At 71.5% G+C, this 13,829-nt stretch carries 9 protein-coding genes; 6 read left to right on the forward strand and 3 right to left on the reverse strand.

What is annotated here, in order from left to right:
• Nucleotides 1-137: 137 nt before the first annotated feature.
• Nucleotides 138-1,055 carry an LLM class F420-dependent oxidoreductase gene (locus CCN51_RS05635; RefSeq protein WP_055413973.1) on the reverse strand — a complete coding sequence of 306 codons (918 nt, stop codon included), beginning with the start codon at nt 1,053-1,055 and terminating at the stop codon, nt 138-140.
• 207 nt (nt 1,056-1,262) lie between these two features.
• Between CCN51_RS05635 and CCN51_RS05640 the strand changes: the two genes are divergently transcribed.
• The 6 genes from CCN51_RS05640 to CCN51_RS05665 all read left to right on the forward strand — a co-directional run bounded on the left by CCN51_RS05640 (nt 1,263) and on the right by CCN51_RS05665 (nt 10,088).
• Nucleotides 1,263-2,000, forward strand: a complete 738-nt coding sequence (locus CCN51_RS05640) for a response regulator transcription factor (RefSeq protein ID WP_014177828.1) — start codon at nt 1,263-1,265, stop codon at nt 1,998-2,000.
• Nucleotides 2,001-2,117: 117 nt separating this feature from the next.
• Nucleotides 2,118-3,845: a sensor histidine kinase gene (locus CCN51_RS05645; RefSeq protein WP_014177827.1), complete on the forward strand. Its 1,728-nt coding sequence runs from the start codon at nt 2,118-2,120 to the stop codon at nt 3,843-3,845.
• A gap of 26 nt (nt 3,846-3,871) precedes the next feature.
• The gene (locus tag CCN51_RS05650; RefSeq protein ID WP_078610544.1) at nt 3,872-5,197 is read left to right on the forward strand and encodes a bifunctional glycosyltransferase family 2/GtrA family protein; all 1,326 of its coding nucleotides are present in this window, start codon (nt 3,872-3,874) and stop codon (nt 5,195-5,197) included.
• Entirely contained in the window at nt 5,194-7,473 is a 2,280-nt protein-coding gene (locus CCN51_RS05655; protein WP_086859319.1) for an ArnT family glycosyltransferase, read from the forward strand. The genes CCN51_RS05650 and CCN51_RS05655 overlap by 4 nt, the downstream gene beginning before the upstream one ends.
• Before the next feature lie 180 nt (nt 7,474-7,653).
• The gene (locus tag CCN51_RS05660; protein WP_014177824.1) at nt 7,654-9,180 is read left to right on the forward strand and encodes an MFS transporter; all 1,527 of its coding nucleotides are present in this window, start codon (nt 7,654-7,656) and stop codon (nt 9,178-9,180) included.
• A gap of 77 nt (nt 9,181-9,257) precedes the next feature.
• A complete protein-coding gene (locus CCN51_RS05665; protein WP_014177823.1) occupies nt 9,258-10,088 on the forward strand; it encodes a TetR/AcrR family transcriptional regulator in 831 nt (276 codons plus the stop codon).
• Between the two features lie 10 nt (nt 10,089-10,098).
• On the opposite strand, the gene CCN51_RS05670 is transcribed toward CCN51_RS05665, so the two are convergent.
• Both CCN51_RS05670 and CCN51_RS05675 read right to left on the reverse strand, forming a co-directional pair.
• Complete coding sequence (locus CCN51_RS05670) at nt 10,099-10,956, reverse strand: YceI family protein (protein WP_014177822.1); 858 nt, start codon at nt 10,954-10,956, stop codon at nt 10,099-10,101.
• A 292-nt stretch (nt 10,957-11,248) separates the two neighbouring features.
• A complete protein-coding gene (locus tag CCN51_RS05675) occupies nt 11,249-13,783 on the reverse strand; it encodes an MFS transporter (protein ID WP_086859321.1) in 2,535 nt (844 codons plus the stop codon).
• Nucleotides 13,784-13,829 lie beyond the last annotated feature (46 nt).

Here is a 13,829-nt window from a genome sequence, read left to right on the forward strand (position 1 = left end):
TGGCGGCGGCCGGGGCGGGCCCGACGGGGGTGGGCCCGCCCCGACCGTGAACCCTGGGTCCTGAGCCCATGAGTCGCGAGCCGTGAGTCGCGAGTCATGGGCCGTGGGCGGGCGGGAAGCCGGGGATGTGCCGGGGATCAGCCGCCCTGGCCGAGCGGCAGGGCCCCGGCCAGGGTGCGCCACTCGGCCAGTGGGATGTCGCTCAGGGGATTGTCGGTCACGACCTGGACCGCAAGGTGGTCCGCGCCCGCCGCCAGGTACTCGTCGACGCGGCGGCGGATCGCCTCGGCGTCGCCCAGGGCGAAGACGGACGAGACGAGGTGGTCGCTTCCGCCGTCGCGGAAGTCGTCCTCGGTGAAGCCCAAGCGAAGGAGGTTATTGGTGTAGTTGGGCATCGGGAGGTAGTGGGAGAGATAGGCACGGGCGGTGGCGCGGGCGCGGTCGAGGTCCGGTTCGAGGACGACCTTGAGATCCGGGGCGAGGAGGGGGCCGGTGCCCAGGATTTCGCGGGCCTCGGCGGTGAACTCGGGCGTCACCAGGTAGGGATGGGCGCCGGCCGCGCGGTCGCGGGACAGCCCCAGCATCTTCGGGCCGAGGGCGGCCAGCACCCGTCGGGAGGCGGGTACCGGGGTCGGCGCGGCGTCGAGGCCGTCCAGGTACTCGCGCATCGCCGTGTACGGGCGGGCGTACTGCTTGACCATGTGACCGTGGCTGACCCCGAGGCCGAGCAGGAAGCGGCCGCCGTGAGCCGCGTCGAGGGCGGCGTGGCGCTCGGCCACATAGGCCGCCTCGTGGTCCCAGATGCTGAGGATGCCGGTCGCGACCGTGGTCCGGGAGGTCGCCTCCAAGAGGAAGGCGGCCTGGTCCGGCGAGGGGCTGCCGCCGAGCCACAGCGCTCCGTACCCCAGCTCGTCCACCTCGGCCGCGGCGTCCCTGATCGCGCCGTGGTCCGCGGGTTCGGTCGTGCGGAGGGCGCCGGTCCAGATGCCCGTCCTGCCCAGTGTGGTGGCGAGCACCCTGCCGGGCGTATTGCCTTGTGCGTCGTGAGAGGCCATGGGGTAATTCAACCGGAGGTAGCATCCGGTTGTTCCTCGCCGCGCGGCCTTACGCCGATTCGGCACGGGATTCTCACCTGAGCGGGCCTGAGCGGCTCTGACGCGGCCACACGGCCATACGGGGACCGCACAGGATCCCCAGGATTCTCAGGCTATTCACAGATAGCCGAAAGGGAGCTCTCAGGCGCCCGCCCGAAGGTGAGAACCATGAAGGCGACCTCGCCCCATGGGCGTTCCGAACTGCTCCGACCCGACGGGAGCCCCGTCCGGGTGCTGGTTGTGGACGACGAGTCGGCCCTCGCCGACCTGCTCTCGATGGCCCTGCGCTACGAGGGCTGGGAGGTGCGGACGGCCGGGAACGGCGCGGAGGCGCTGCGGATCACCCGCGAGCTGCGGCCGGACGCCGTCCTCCTGGACATCATGCTGCCCGACATGGACGGGCTCACGCTGCTGGGGCGGGTCCGCAACGAGCTTCCCGAGGTGCCGGTGCTCTTCCTGACCGCGAAGGACGCGGTCGAGGACCGGATCGCCGGGCTGACCGCGGGCGGCGACGACTACGTCACCAAGCCCTTCAGCCTGGAGGAGGTCGTCGCCCGGCTGCGCGGTCTGCTGCGCAGGTCGGGGGCCGCGGCGGCGCGCAGCGAGTCGCTGCTGACCGTCGGCGACCTGGTCCTGGACGAGGACAGCCACGAGGTCTCGCGGGCCGGTCAGGAGATCCATCTGACCGCGACCGAGTTCGAGCTGCTGCGCTATCTGATGCGCAATCCGCGCCGTGTGCTCAGCAAGGCCCAGATCCTCGACCGGGTGTGGAGCTATGACTTCGGTGGCCAGGCCAACGTCGTCGAGCTGTATATCTCCTATCTGCGCCGGAAGATCGACGCAGGGCGCAGCCCGATGATCCACACCCGGCGCGGCGCGGGGTATCTGATCAAGCCGGGCGAGTAGGCGAGCCGGATCGTGGCGTTCTCCCCTGCCGCCGGTGTGCCCGCCGTGCCTCAGCCGTCCCCCGGGTCTCAGCCGTCTTCCGGGCCCCAGCCGTTCTCTGGGCCTCAGTCGTCCCCCGTGCCTCAGTCGTCCCCCGCGTCTTCGCCGTCCGGCAGGCGGTCCGCGCGCCGTCGCCGCAGGCCGTGGTCGCTGCGTACCCGGCTGGTCGTTTCCGCGGTCGGGCTGATCGCCGTCGTCTGTGCCGTCATCGGCACGGTCACCACGATCGCCCTCCACACCTATCTGTACGACCAGGTGGACAAGCAGCTCTCCGGCGTCGCCACGCGCATCGCCGGCCCGCCCTTCGACGAGGTCAAGGGCCCGCGCCCCGGCGGCCAGTGGAGAGAGGACATCCGCGACGTCGTCGCCGGGCCGGGCCAGCCGATGGGGACCGTCGCCGCGGAGGCCGAGGGCGGCGTCCTGAGCGAGGGCGCGATCAGCCGCCAGCACGAGTCGAGCACGGGCGAGCCCAAGATCTCCGGCAGCTATCTGACCGCCGCTCAGCTGAAGGCGCTGAGCGAGGTCCCGCAGGACGGGAGCGAGCACACCGTCGACATCCCCGGCAAGGGCGAGTACCGCGTCAAGTACGTCGTCGGGGGCCACGGCGACTTCGTCGTCGGTATTTCGACGGCCGAGGCGCAGAACACCGTCGACACCCTCATCCTCGCCGAGATCTCCGTCACCGCCGCCGGACTGGTCGCCGCCGGGATCGCCGGCGCCGTCATGGTCGGCATCTCGCTGCGCCCGCTGCGCCGGGTGGCGGCCACCGCCACCCGCGTCTCCGAACTGCCGCTGCACAGCGGCGAGGTGGCCCTGCACGAACGGGTGCCGATGTCCGAGGCCGATCCGCGCACCGAGGTCGGCCAGGTCGGCGCGGCCCTGAACCGTATGCTCGGGCACGTCGAGTCGGCGCTCGCGGCCCGCCAGGAGAGCGAGACGCGGGTACGCCAGTTCGTCGCCGATGCCAGCCATGAGCTGCGCACCCCGCTCGCCTCGATCCGCGGCTACGCCGAGCTGACCAGACGCGGCCGCGAGGAGATCGGGCCCGACACCCGCCACGCCCTCGGCCGGGTCGAGTCCGAGGCGGCGCGGATGACCGGCCTGGTCGAGGATCTGCTGCTGCTGGCGCGCCTCGACGCGGGCCGTCCCGTCGAGCGCGCGGAGGTGGATCTGTCGCCCGTGGTCGTCGATGCGGTCAGCGACGCCCGGGCCGCCGGGCCGGACCACAAGTGGCGCCTGGAGCTGCCCGACGACCCCGCGGTCGTATACGGCGACGACGCCAGGCTGCGCCAGGTCCTGGTCAACCTGCTCGCCAACGCCCGTACGCACACTCCCCCCGGGACGACCGTCACCGCGCGCGTGCTGTGGCGCGGCCCGTACCGGGCGGGGCACGGGGCGCCGTACCCGGCTGCCCCGTATCCAGCCCCGTATCCGGCCCCGTATTCCGGGTTTTCCGGGTACTCCGCGCCCTGTGTGTCCCTGGAGGTCGAGGACGACGGGCCGGGCATCCCACCCCACCTCCTGCCGCATGTCTTCGAACGCTTCGCCCGCGGCGACGCCTCGCGCTCACGCGCCGCCGGGAGCACGGGGCTCGGCCTCGCCATCGTGCACGCCGTGGTCACCGCGCACGGCGGCCAGGTGACGGTGGACAGTGTGCCGGGCCGCACCGTCTTCGGCGTCCACTTGCCCGTCGACCCGCCCGCCGGCCAGGCCGTGCGCCAGTCCGTCCACCACTCCGCCCACCAGGCCGTTCACCACTCCGTAACCCACTCACAGCCACGGCACAGGCTGACCACACAGCCATGACAGCGCCGCTCGCGAATGTCGTCCCCATGCGAACTCACACACCTCTCGAGGCACCGCCCGAGACACCCCTGCAGACCTTGCCCGCTCGCGCGCATGTGACGGTCGGCCGGAGCCAGCCGGTGCTCGACGTCGTGGTCCCCGTGTACAACGAGGAGGCCGACCTCGAGCGGTGCGTGCGGCGGCTGCACGACCACCTGGCCCGCACCTTCCCGTACGCCTTCCGCATCACCATCGCGGACAACGCCAGTACGGACCGCACCCCGGAGATCTCCGCCTACCTCGACGACGCCATCGACGAGGTCGTCGCGGTCCGGCTGGAGCAGAAGGGCCGCGGGCGCGCGCTGCGTACGGTCTGGTCGATGTCACAGGCGCCGGTGCTGGCGTACATGGACGTCGATCTGTCGACCGATCTGAACGCGCTGCTGCCGCTGGTGGCCCCGCTCATCTCCGGCCACTCCGACCTGGCGATCGGGTCGCGGCTGGCGCGCAGCTCGCGCGTGGTGCGCGGCACCAAGCGGGAGTTCATCTCGCGCGCGTACAACCTCATCCTGCGCGGCAGCCTGGCCGCCCGCTTCTCCGACGCCCAGTGCGGTTTCAAGGCGATCCGCAAGGACGTCGCCGAGCGGCTGCTGCCGCTGGTCGAGGACACCGGGTGGTTCTTCGACACCGAGATGCTGGTGCTGGCCGAGCGGGCCGGGCTGCGTATCCACGAGGTGCCGGTGGACTGGGTCGACGACCCCAACAGCACGGTCCACATCGTGAAGACGGCCACCGAAGACCTCAAGGGCGTCTGGCGGGTGGGGCGCGCGCTGGCCACCGGCGCGCTGCCGCTGGACCGGCTGCGCCGCCCCTTCGGGGACGATCCGCGCGACCGCGGGCTGAGCGGGGTCCCGGGCGGACTGGCCCGGCAGCTGGTCGGCTTCTGCGTGGTGGGCGCGCTCAGCACGCTCGTCTATCTGCTGCTCTACTCCCTCTTCCGGCTGGGTACGGGCCCGCAGATCGCCAACGCGCTGGCCCTGCTGCTGTCGGCGCTCGGCAACACCGCGGCCAACCGGAGGCTCACCTTCGGCGTACGCGGCCGGGACCGGGCGATGCGTCACCAGGCCCAGGGGCTGGTGGTGTTCGGCATCGGCCTCGCCCTGACCAGTGGCTCCCTGGCCGCGCTGGACGCCGCCGCCTCCGGCACCCCGGCGCACAGCACCGAACTCGCCGTCCTGATCGCGGCCAACCTCGCCGCGACCGTGCTGCGCTTCCTGCTCTTCCGGGCCTGGGTCTTCCCCTCGGAAAGCCCGCAGAACGGGACGGCCACCGACCTCAACCTGACCGACCACGACTCTAGGAACACCCGATGACGACGTACGACCAGGGCTTCCGCGCAGCGGGGCCGCCGCCCCCGGCTCCCCCGGCCGCGACCCCCGCGCGGCCGGCGGCCCCGGAGGGCTCGCGCCTGGCCCGGGCGTGGCGTGGCCGGCCCGAGGACCCGCGCTGGGCGCGGCCCGCCCTATGGGGTCTGCTGGCTGTCACCACCGTGCTCTATCTGTGGAGCCTGGGCGCGTCCGGCTATGCGAACCAGTTCTACTCGGCCGCCGTGCAGGCGGGCAGCGAGAGCTGGAAGGCGTTCTTCTTCGGCTCCTCCGACGCCGGGAACTCCATCACCGTCGACAAGCCCCCGGCCGCCCTGTGGCCGATGGCCCTGTCGGTGCGGGTGTTCGGCCTCAGCTCCTGGGCGATTCTGGTCCCCGAGGCGCTGATGGGCGTGGCGACGGTCGGCGTGCTCTACGCGGCGGTACGGCGCCGGTTCAGCGCGGCCGCCGGTCTCATCGCGGCGGCGACGCTGGCGGTGACCCCGGTCGCGGCGCTGATGTTCCGGTTCAACAACCCCGACGCGCTGCTGTGCCTGCTGATGGTCTTGGCGGTCTACTGCGTGCTGCGCGCGCTGGAGGACGCCCGCACCAAGTGGCTGGTGCTGGCCGGAGTCTGGTTCGGGCTCGGGTTTCTGACCAAGACGCTGCAGGCGTGGCTGATCCTGCCGCCGCTGGCGCTGGTGTACGCGGTGTGCGCGCCCGCGAAGCTCGGGAAGCGGATCCGCCAACTGCTGCTCGGCGGGCTCGCGATGGTCGTCGCCGGTGGCTGGTGGGTGGCGATCGTCGAGCTGTGGCCGAAGTCCTCGCGCCCGTACATCGGCGGTTCGCAGGACAACAGCTTCCTAGAACTGACCTTCGGCTACAACGGCCTGGGCCGGATCAACGGCAACGAGACCGGCAGCGTCGGCGGTGGTGGTGGTGGCGGTGGCGGGAACGGCGGCGGCCAGTGGGGCGAGACCGGCATCGACCGGCTCTTCAGCTCCGACATGGGCGGCCAGATCGCCTGGCTGCTGCCCGCGGCTTTCATCCTGCTGCTCGCGGGGGTCTGGCTGACCTGGCGGGCCAAGCGCACGGACACCCAGCGTTCGGCGTTCCTGGCGTGGGGCGGGGCGCTGCTGATGACCTTCGCCACCTTCAGCTTCATGTCCGGGATCTTCCACCAGTACTACAACATCGCGCTCGCACCGTATATCGCGGCCATCGTGGGCATGGGCGCGGCGATGCTGTGGGAGCGGCGGTCCACCGCCGCGGCGTCGATGGTGCTCGCCGCCACCGTCGCGGTGACGGCCATCTGGTCGTACGTGCTGCTGAACCGCTCCTCCGACTGGCACCCCTGGCTGCGCTGGGCGGTGCTGATCGCCGGGCTCGCGGCGGCGGCCGGGCTGCTGGTCGCGTCGCGGCTGGGCGGGCGGCTGGCGCTGGGCGTGGCGGGTCTGGGCCTCGCGGCGTCGCTGGCCGGGCCCATCGCGTACACGCTCAACACGGTCGACACACCGCACGGCGGCTCGATCGTCACGGCCGGTCCCGCGGTGTCGGGCGGCATGGGCGGCCCCGGCGGCGGCCGTCCGGGCGGCTTCCCGGGCGGGGCCAACGGCGGCCCGCCGGGGATGCGGAACGGCAACGCTCAGGGCCAGAACGGTACGGGTACGGGGCAGAACGGCCAGCAGGGCATGATCCCCGGCGGCGGCCAGCAGGGCGGCCAGCAGGGTGGTCAGAACGGCGGTCAGAACGGTGGCTTCCCCGGCGGTGGCTTCCCGGGTGGCGGCCAGTCCCAGCAGAACGGCACCGGCCAAGGCCAGAACGGCCAGGGCCAGCAGGGCAACCGCCAGGGCATGATGCCCGGCGGCATGGGCGAAGGCGGCCGGCGCGGCGGCGGTATGGGCGGTCTGCTGGACGGCCCGAGCGTCAGCTCCAAGGTCAAGGCCGCGCTGGAGAAGAATTCCGGGGACTACACCTGGATCGCCGCGGCGATCGGCTCGCAGAACGCCGCGGGTTACCAACTCGCCACCGAGGACCCGGTGATGGCCATCGGCGGCTTCAACGGCAGCGACCCGTCCCCGACCCTCGCGCAGTTCAAGGCATATGTGGAGCAGGGGAAGATCCACTACTTCATCAGCTCGGGCGGTATGGGCGGCATGGGCGGCGGTCCCGGTGGCGGGAACGGCACCTCGTCCAAGATCAGCTCGTGGGTCGAGGCCAGCTTCAAGAAGGTCACGGTCGACGGCACCACCCTCTACGACCTGACCCAGAAGGCGTCGAAGTGACCCAGGTACCCAGGTGATCAGCTGAACGTCGCAGGTCAACGGGCCGGTGGCGGAGGAATTCCCTCCGCCACCGGCCCGTTCGCGCTCCCCCTCCGGAAATCTCCTGTACGCCGTAGGGGAAGCGCTGTACGGTGTACGACACCCCGGTCCCGTACACCGTATAAGCGCGCAAGGAGAGTCATGACGGCGCAGACCGCCGACCCCACGTCCGATACCCCGCCCGGCCGGCAGACCGGCGGGCACCCCCAGCGCTGGCTGATTCTCGGCGTCATCTGCCTCGCCCAGCTCACCGTGCTCCTCGACAACACCATCCTCAACGTCGCGATCCCGTCCCTCACCGAGGAGATGGACGCCTCCACGGCCGACATCCAGTGGATGATCAACGCCTATTCGCTCGTCCAGTCCGGGCTGCTGCTCACCGCGGGCAACGCCGCCGACCGCTACGGCCGGAAGAAGATGCTCGTCGCGGGGCTCGCCCTGTTCGGGATCGGCTCACTGGCCGGCTCGCTGGCGCAGGGGCCGCAGCAGCTGATCGCCGCCCGCGCGGGCATGGGGATCGGCGGGGCGCTGCTGATGACCACCACCCTCGCTGTGGTCGTGCAGGTCTTCGACGAGGGCGAACGCCCCAAGGCCATCGGCGTATGGGGCGCGGTCAGCTCGCTCGGGTTCGCCGCGGGCCCGCTGATCGGCGGCTCGCTCCTCGAACACTTCTGGTGGGGCTCGATCTTCCTGATCAACCTCCCGGTGGCGCTGCTCGGCCTCGCCGCCGTCGTCTGGCTGGTGCCGGAGTCGAAGAACCCGACCGGCGACCGGCCCGATCTGCTCGGCGCGCTGCTGTCCACGATCGGCATGACCGGCGTCGTCTTCGCGATCATCTCGGGGCCCGAGCACGGCTGGACGTCCCAGCGGGTGCTGCTGTCGGCCTTCGTGGGCGTGGTGGTGCTGACCGGCTTCGCACTGTGGGAGCGCCGGATCCCGTACCCGATGCTGGATATGCACTTCTTCCGCGACCGCCGCTTCGTGGGCGCCGTCGGGGGCGGCATCCTCGTCGCCTTCGGCATGGGCGGCTCGCTCTTCCTGCTCACCCAGCATCTGCAGTTCGTGCTCGGATACGACGCGCTGGGCGCGGGACTGCGCACCGCCCCGCTCGCGGTGGTGATCGTCGTACTGAACCTCTCGGGCGTCGGCGCCCGGCTGCTGACCAAGCTCGGCACCCCGGCCACCATCCTCTGCGGAATGGGCCTGCTGGCGGTGGGGCTGGCCCTCATCGCGACGCTCGGCGCCGACGGCTACAGCGGGATGTTCCTCGGACTGGTCGTGATGGGGGCGGGCATCGCGGTTTCCATGCCCGCGATGGCCACGGCCATCATGTCGGCGATCCCGCCGGAGAAGGCGGGGGTGGGCGCGGGCGTCAACGGCACGCTCACCGAGTTCGGCAACGGCCTGGGCGTGGCCGTCCTCGGCGCCATCCTCAACTCCCGGTTCGGCGCGCTGCTGCCCGCGGCCGCCGCCGGGGCCGGCTCGCTCCCGGCCGCCTACACCGCCGCGCGCACCGAAGCGGACCGGGCCTCCGTCGCGGACGCCTTCGCCTCCGGTGTGCAGACCAGCCAGCTGGTCGGCTCGGCGGCCGTACTGGCGGGCGGTGTGCTGACAGCGGTGCTGCTGCGCCGGGCCGAACGATCACAGGAGGCAGGGGCGGCGGCATAGCATCGGGTACGTAAGACGCCACCGGCCGCGCGTCTCCAGCCGCGCGGCCCTGGTGCAGGGAAGAAGGAGAGCGCGCCATGGCAACAGGCAGCCGTGTCATCCGTCCGCGGACCAGCATCTGGCTCTCCGAACGCAAGGCCCCGAAGCGCAAGGCGGAGCAGCAGCCGGCCGGGCTCGACCATGTGAAGATCGTCGCGGCCACGGTCCGGCTGCTGGACGCCGAGGGGCTGGCCGGGTTCTCGATGCGCCGGCTGGCGGCCGAGCTGGAGGTCACCGCCATGTCGGTCTACTGGTACGTCGAGACCAAGGACCATCTCCTCGAACTCGCCCTCGACGCGGCGATGGGCGAGATGTCGCTCCCCGCGGGGATCCTCGGCCCTGTCGAGGGCTATGAGCATCTGGACGTCGAGGGCTATGAGCACCTGGAGTCCGGAGCACGGGACTGGCGCGATCAGCTGCGCCAGATCGCTTCCGAATACCGCAGGCTGCTGGTCGCCCACCCCTGGCTGTCCCCGCTGATGGGCGAGTACATGAACATCGGGCCGAACGCCATGGTCTTCTCCACCGCCGTGCAGCGCGTGGTGCGCGACAGCGACCTGCCCGCGTCACAGGTGCCGGGCGCGCTGGCCCTCGTCTTCCAGTTCGTCTACGGCTTCAGCACCATCGAGGGCCGCTTCGCCGCCCGCTCCCGGGCCGCGGGCATGAGCCAGGACGAGCTCGTCGCCGAGACGATGGCGGCCATCGAGGGCCGCCCGGAGTTCGACGAATCACGGGCGCTCATGGAGGCTCGATGCGGCGGCACCGTCCAGGAGATGCGCGAACGGGACTTCACCTTCGCCCTGGACTGTGCGATCGCCGGCATCGAGGCCCTCCGCGATGGCAGAGACGGCAGAGACGGCAAGGACTGAGGGAGCCGCCTCAGGCGCCCGGCAGCTCTGTGCCCTGCACCGCTTGTATGTCGAGCTCCACCCGCAGCGTCGTGCCGATGGCGGCGATACCCGCCGCGACCACCTGGTTGTAGTTCATCGCGAAGTCCTCGCGCTGCAACTGCGCCGTGGCGCGGAAGGCCGCCCGCACCCCGCCCCATGGGTCGGGGCCCGTCCCCAGATACGTCAGGTCCAGATCGACCTCCCGTATCACGCCGCGCAGGGACAGCTTTCCGTGCACCGTCCAGCGGTCGGCGCCGGCCGGGGTCAGCCCTGTGCTCTGGTACGTCAGGACCGGGAAGCGCTCCACATCCAGGAAGTCGGCCGACTTCAGATGGCCGTCGCGCATACCGTTTCCCGTGTCGATGCTCGCGGCCTGGATGACCGCCTCGACGCCGGACTTCTCGATGTCCTCGGCTATGTCGATGCGCCCGCTGAACTCCGTGAACCGGCCGTGCACGCTGGAGATGCCCAGATGCTGGGCGACTGCCCCCACCGCCGAGTGCGCCGGGTCGATCGTCCACGCGCCGGGCGGCGGCAGCTCCACCCCGCCCTGCCGGGCCAGCACCACCGTGCCGAGCTCGACGCGCCCCGAGGCCGTGACGATCGCGGTCGAGGCGGCGGGGGCATAGCCCACGGCGGTGGCGATGACCGTGTACGGCCCGGGCGCCAGCGGGTCGTGGGTGCGCACCGCGCCGTCCTCGTCGGCCTGGGCGCGCAGCACCTGGGCGCCCGTCATATCCGTGACCGTCAGGACGGCGTGCTGCACCGCCCAGCCGTCGCGCGTACGGATCTGGGCGCGCAGCCCTCCGCTCGCGCTCCCGCCCGTTTCTGCTGCAGTGGTCGTCATGCCGCCTCTCGCTCCCGCTCCCGTTTCTGTCGGGGCTGTCTCGTCTGTTCTGTGCGCGTATGTGACTTGTTCGTATGTGGCTTGTTCGTATGTGGTCGTGCGCCGAATCCGGGCGGCGGTGTCAGGCCGTCCCCTGCCTGGCAGGCTCGCTCTCCACCTGCTATACACCGCCGCCGGGATCCGGGTTCCGGGACCGGCGCTCCGGCGCCGGTCCCGGCCGGGACCGGGGCGCGTCTCCGCTCTGCGCGCCCCGGCCCCGGGGGTCTTCCCTTCCGCAGGGCCGTCAGGCCCCTCAGTCGAGGGGATGGGCGAGCTCGACGTCGTGTCCGTCGACTCCCTGCCCCTGGACCGTCAGCGCGCCCGCGACCGGCGGGTAGCCGCTCGCGATGACCGTGTAGTCGCCCGCGTTCAGGTCGGTGAAGGCGTACGCCCCGTCCTCCCCGGTCGTCGCGGTGGCGACCACGTTCCCGGCGGCGTCCACCAGCGTGACCCGCGCGTCCGGCAGCGGCCGCCGGTCGGCCCCGGCCCGTACCACGCCCTGCACCCGCGCACCGGCCTGCAGCGCGATCTCGACCCGGGTCAGGCCCTGGGCGCCGACCTCGACGGGCAGCGCGGCGGGCCGGAAGCCGGCGGCGTTCACCGCGACCGTGAAGGTCCCGGGGACCAGCTCCTCGAACCTGAAGTCGCCCTGCTCACCGGTCTTCCCGGTGGCCAGCACCTCGCCTCGGACATCGGTGACCACGACCATCGCCGCCTCGACCGGCAGCCCTTCGGCGGCGCCGCGAACCGAGCCCGCCAGGCCGCTGGTCGCCGCCAGTACGACGTCGAAGGGGAGCGGTTCGTCGCCGACCACCACGGTCGACGCCTGCGGCTGGTGGCCGTCGGCGGCCGCGATCAGGACGTAGGTGCCGGAACCCGGCGCGTCCAGGGCGTACGAGCCGTCCACATGGGCCACGGAACGGCCCAGCTGCCGCCCGTTCAGCGAGATCAGCGTGACCGCTGCGCGCGGGACCGCGCTGTGGTCGGCGTTCCGGACAAAGCCGTGCACGCCCTGCCGGGGGTGGTGGTCGCCGCCGTCTCCGGCGGAGGCGTACGCGGCGAGCCGCTGCGTGGCGGACGCGTCCGCCAGGGCGTACTCCGACGCGGTGTCGGACGAGTCGACGGCCGGCGCGCCCACGAGGGCGGGCTCAAGCTGCTCCATGGCGGCCGTGGTGGCCGTGGTGGCCGTGGTGGCCGTGGCGGCCGCGGGGCTTGCGGCGCTCGTCGCCAAGTCCTGGTCCGCCGGGGTTGTGGCCTGGGCGGCCTCGTCGGAAGAAGCCTGAGCACCCGACCGGGTCTTCAGCGGGACCTCCTTGATGAACAGCGTGACGAAGAAGGCCAGCAGCGCGGCCCCCGAGGCGTACAGGAAGACATCCGCGATGCCGTGTCCGTACGCGCTCTCCATGATGGTGCGCAGCGGCTGCGGGAGCTTGTCCGGGTCGGGGATCCCGCCGCCACCGGCGCCGCTCTGGGCCAGTGCCTTGCCCTTGGGGCCGAGGTCGGTCAGGCCGTCCTTGACGTAGTCGGTGACGCGGTTGCCGAGCACCGCGCCGAGCGCCGAGACGCCGACCGCACCGCCCAGGGAGCGGAAGAAGGTGACGACGGCACTGGCCGAGCCCAGGTCCTGCGGGGCCACCTGGTTCTGGGTGGCCAGGACCAGGTTCTGCATCATCATGCCGATGCCAAGGCCCATGAGCGCCATGAAGATGGCCAGGTGCCAGTAGGGCGTGTCGTACCGCATGGTGCCCAGCAGCCCCAGGCCCGCGGTGACCAGCACACCGCCGGTGACCAGCCAGGCCTTCCAGCGTCCTGTCTTGGTGATGACCTGGCCGGAGACGGTCGAGGAGACGAACAGACCACCGATCATCGGGATGGTCAGCACACCGGACATGGTCGGCGTCTTGTCCCGCGCCAGCTGGAAGTACTGGCTGAAGAAGACGGTTCCGGCGAACATCGCGATACCGACGAACAGCGAGGCGAGCGACGCCAGGGCGATCGTCTTGTTGCGGAACAGCCGCAGCGGGATGATCGGCTCGCTGGCCTTGCTCTCGATCAGGATGAAGAGCAGTCCGATGGCGATCGAGCCGCCGACCATCGCGTAGGTCTGCCAGGAGACCCAGTCGTACTTGTCACCCGCGAAGGTGACCCAGATCAGCAGCAGCGAGACCGCGGCGCTGATGAAGAAGGCACCGCTCCAGTCGACCTTGACCTCACGCTTGACGACCGGCAGCTTCAGGGTCTTCTGCAGCACGATCAGCGCGATGACGGCGAACGGCACACCGACGTAGAAGCACCAGCGCCAGCCGAGCCAGGAGGTGTCGGTGATCACGCCGCCCAGCAGCGGACCGCCGACGGTCGCCACCGCGAAGGTCGCGCCGAGGTAGCCGCTGTAGCGGCCGCGCTCGCGCGGGGAGATCATCGCGGCCATCACGATCTGGGCGAGGGCCGACAGACCGCCCACCCCGATGCCCTGCACCACACGGCAGGCGATCAGCATGCCCGCGCTCTGCGAAAGTCCGGCGACCACGGAGCCGGCCACATAGATGACCAGCGATATCTGGACGAGAAGCTTCTTGCTGAACAGGTCGGAGAGCTTGCCCCACAGCGGGGTGGTGGCGGTCATCGACAGCAGGGCGGCGGTGACCACCCAGGTGTACGAGGACTGGCTGCCGTGCAGGTCGGCGATGATCTCCGGGAGGGCGTTCGAGACGATCGTCGAGGAGAGGATCGCGACGAACATGCCGAGCAGCAGCCCGGACAGCGCCTCCATGATCTGCCGGTGGGTCATCGGAGCCGCCGAGTCGGAGCCGTGGCCCTGGTGACCGCGGTGGCCT

This window comes from Streptomyces milbemycinicus, from assembly GCF_002154605.1.
GTDB classification, from domain to species: domain Bacteria; phylum Actinomycetota; class Actinomycetes; order Streptomycetales; family Streptomycetaceae; genus Streptomyces; species Streptomyces milbemycinicus.

What these genes read in the sequence shown, in the direction of transcription:
- CCN51_RS05650 (WP_078610544.1), top strand. Translation starts at nt 3,872, where the DNA reads ATGCGAACTCACACACCTCTCGAGGCACCGCCCGAGACACCCCTGCAG.
- CCN51_RS05665 (WP_014177823.1), top strand. Translation starts at nt 9,258, where the DNA reads ATGGCAACAGGCAGCCGTGTCATCCGTCCGCGGACCAGCATCTGGCTC.
- CCN51_RS05640 (WP_014177828.1), top strand. Translation starts at nt 1,263, where the DNA reads ATGAAGGCGACCTCGCCCCATGGGCGTTCCGAACTGCTCCGACCCGAC.
- CCN51_RS05675 (WP_086859321.1), bottom strand. Translation starts at nt 13,783, where the DNA reads ATGACCCACCGGCAGATCATGGAGGCGCTGTCCGGGCTGCTGCTCGGC.
- CCN51_RS05660 (WP_014177824.1), top strand. Translation starts at nt 7,654, where the DNA reads ATGACGGCGCAGACCGCCGACCCCACGTCCGATACCCCGCCCGGCCGG.
- CCN51_RS05655 (WP_086859319.1), top strand. Translation starts at nt 5,194, where the DNA reads ATGACGACGTACGACCAGGGCTTCCGCGCAGCGGGGCCGCCGCCCCCG.
- CCN51_RS05635 (WP_055413973.1), bottom strand. Translation starts at nt 1,055, where the DNA reads ATGGCCTCTCACGACGCACAAGGCAATACGCCCGGCAGGGTGCTCGCC.
- CCN51_RS05670 (WP_014177822.1), bottom strand. Translation starts at nt 10,956, where the DNA reads ATGACGACCACTGCAGCAGAAACGGGCGGGAGCGCGAGCGGAGGGCTG.